This is a genomic window from Vreelandella nanhaiensis (assembly GCF_003990185.1).
Taxonomy (GTDB): domain Bacteria; phylum Pseudomonadota; class Gammaproteobacteria; order Pseudomonadales; family Halomonadaceae; genus Vreelandella; species Vreelandella nanhaiensis.
In genome coordinates, this window is the sequence record NZ_RZHF01000026.1 from 1 (window position 1) to 2,418 (window position 2,418).

Annotated in this window: 3 protein-coding genes; 2 read left to right on the plus strand and 1 reads right to left on the minus strand. The window is 53.9% G+C overall.

Annotated elements, in window-relative coordinates; translation table 11 throughout:
* Window positions 1–872: ISL3 family transposase (locus ELY38_RS16695; RefSeq protein ID WP_127063330.1), on the plus strand; the 872-nt coding region annotated here is incomplete at its 5' end.
* A 33-nt stretch (window positions 873–905) separates the two neighbouring features.
* The gene (locus ELY38_RS16700) at window positions 906–1,544 is read left to right on the plus strand and encodes a bile acid:sodium symporter family protein (protein ID WP_281274357.1); all 639 of its coding nucleotides are present in this window, start codon (window positions 906–908) and stop codon (window positions 1,542–1,544) included.
* 381 nt (window positions 1,545–1,925) lie between these two features.
* Here the strand turns inward: ELY38_RS16700 and ELY38_RS16705 are convergent, their stop codons facing one another.
* Window positions 1,926–2,366 (minus strand): DUF411 domain-containing protein, encoded by a 441-nt coding sequence (locus tag ELY38_RS16705; protein ID WP_127063331.1) that lies wholly within the window; start codon window positions 2,364–2,366, stop codon window positions 1,926–1,928.
* Window positions 2,367–2,418 lie beyond the last annotated feature (52 nt).

Below are 2,418 nucleotides of genomic sequence, written 5' to 3' on the forward strand. Positions count from 1 at the left end.
AGATTTCCGACAAACGACTATGGCGCATCGTGCACCACTACGTTGGCCGCATGTTGGGGGAACTGGATCTGTCCAAGGTGGTGACGGTCGGCGTGGACGAAACCGCCTCCCGGCGCGGTCATCGCTATGTCACGGTGTTCCTCGACATGCAGCGCAAGCGGGAACCGGTTATCTTTGCCGTCCCAGGCTGCGGCAAGGATGCCATCCAGGCTTTCAGCGCCTTCCTGGCGGCCCATGGCGGCGACCCGAATAATGTGGTCGAGGTCGTCTGCGATATGTCGCCAGCCTTCCTTAGCGGCGTGACCGAGCACCTTCCCAAGGCCGAGGTAACGGTCGACTGGTTCCATATCGTACAGACCTTCACCAAGCGGCTGGACGAGGTACGCAAGAAAGAGCGCCGGGAGCAGGGGCACCCCAAGTCGCTGCGCTGGGCCCTGCTGAAGAACCTGGATAACAAGAACCTGACACCCAAACAGCTTTCGGCGCTCCAGGAGTTGGTGGCCGATCAGAGCGCCACGGCCGATGCCTGGGTGATCAAGGAGAAGCTACGCTGGATCCAGAAGGCTCCAATGCCCAGAGCGGCTCGGTGGCGCATCACGAACTACCTCAAGGTCATGCAGGCGGCGGTGTCTGAAAAGTCACTGCTGAAGCCGATGGGGAAAGCCCTGGCGACGCTTGAGCGGCACGCCGACGCGGTGGTCAGACGCTGGCTCTCGGGACTGACGAACGCAAGACTGGAAGGAATGAATGGTCTGTTCCAAGCGGCTCGGTCACGAGCACGTGGCTACCGGAACGAGGCCAACTTTATCGCCATGATCTACCTGATTGGCAGCCCGGTGGGCCGCCTATTCGATCAGGCCAAATCCACGTGAAGTGACGAAGAACCATTTTTTGGAAGCGGCCCGCTGGCTGCTGGCCAAACCTTGCTCGGCACTCTGCCGACAGATGTGTCCTCTCCTCTTTTGGTACTGATGGCAAAAGGCAATGTGGCGCTTGCCGCTGTTTTCAACGCAGTCAACACCGCGTTATGTCCGTTTATTGTTCCCTTCCTGTTTTTATGGCTCACCGGCCTTCAGTTAGACGTGCCGCTTGGATCAATTATTCTTGAATTAACACTAATCGTGCTTCTTCCTACCGTGATTGGGGTCAGCTTGCGTACAAAGTTCTCGGCTTTCTTTGCACGGCATGATTCAGCGTATGCAGGGATAGGGTCGATTCTGTATCTGCTGATCCTACTCGCCGTGGTCGGGCCGAATGCCACCACGATAATTGGCTATGGCTGGTATGCGTTTGTGATTGCGGGCGCGGCCCTGTGCCTCAATTTGATTGGGTACCTGGTAGGTATGTCCTCACGGTTACTCACCTCTGATCGCAAAGAGGTGATTACCTATCTTTTCACGGTCAGTAAAAAGGAATTCAGCATCGCTGCAGCGTTTGTCGCTGTTTCCGGCTTGCCATCAGAGATCGCGATTCCAGCCGCTTTTTTTGCAGTGATTCAAATGATCACTTCGCCCATCGCAGCGAAGATCCTCGCCCGCCACTGAAGGGATGGCCGTATCGGCTCTTCGTCAGAAGAGCAACCTGCACACGGGGTGTACAGGTTGCTCTTACCGACAAAACAGACACCGCTACTCATAAAGGTGGCAAATAGTACCTATGCTAAGTCACTGTGACCAATACTGACCTTGCTAAAAGCATTTAACACAGAGGCTTCGCAGGGTATCTGTTCATTTTTGGATTTAAGATGCTTAAAAGTATCAGCGAACCCTGGGAAAGGCCCCGCCAATTTCTGGATGATTTCTTGAACATGTCGCACGTTAGAGAGCGTCTGACGCAACCAATTTTCAAATCATCTCGAAACACACCTGGTGCTTAACAAACATCTCATGTAGTACAAGAGGTCTAATTATGTCATCCAAAACCTACTACAGCGTCATAAACGCCTTGTCTTCTTGATCCGTAAAGGAATACACGTCATAGGGCGCTTCCTGAGGCCCTGGCATCCCCGGTGTACCGATGGGCATACCTGCTAGGCCAATGCCGTCTGCATCAGGCTGTTGCTCAAACAGCGCCTGTACGGCTTCCATCGGAACATGGCCCTCAATCCAATACTCGCCGATTTCGATGGTATGGCACGATCCAAGACCATAGGGAACACCCGCCTGTTGTTTGATATCACCCAGCTCGACGTCATCAATAATGGTGACGTCTACGCCAAGTTTCTCAAGATGGCGCGCATATTCATCACAGCAGCCGCACTGGGGGTTTTTATACAGTGTTGCCTCTGGCGGTAACGCCGCTTGAGCGGAGACCGTCCCAATTAGCATGAAACCCGAGAGCAAAAGTTTGGTGGTCATATGTTGCATTAATTTCAACTCCTTAATGTGAACGACTGAAGAGGTACTTGGCCAGCGACGC

Excerpts from the sequence above, each read along its gene's own strand:
- ELY38_RS16705 (WP_127063331.1), bottom strand. The coding sequence starts at position 2,366 with ATGCAACATATGACCACCAAACTTTTGCTCTCGGGTTTCATGCTAATT.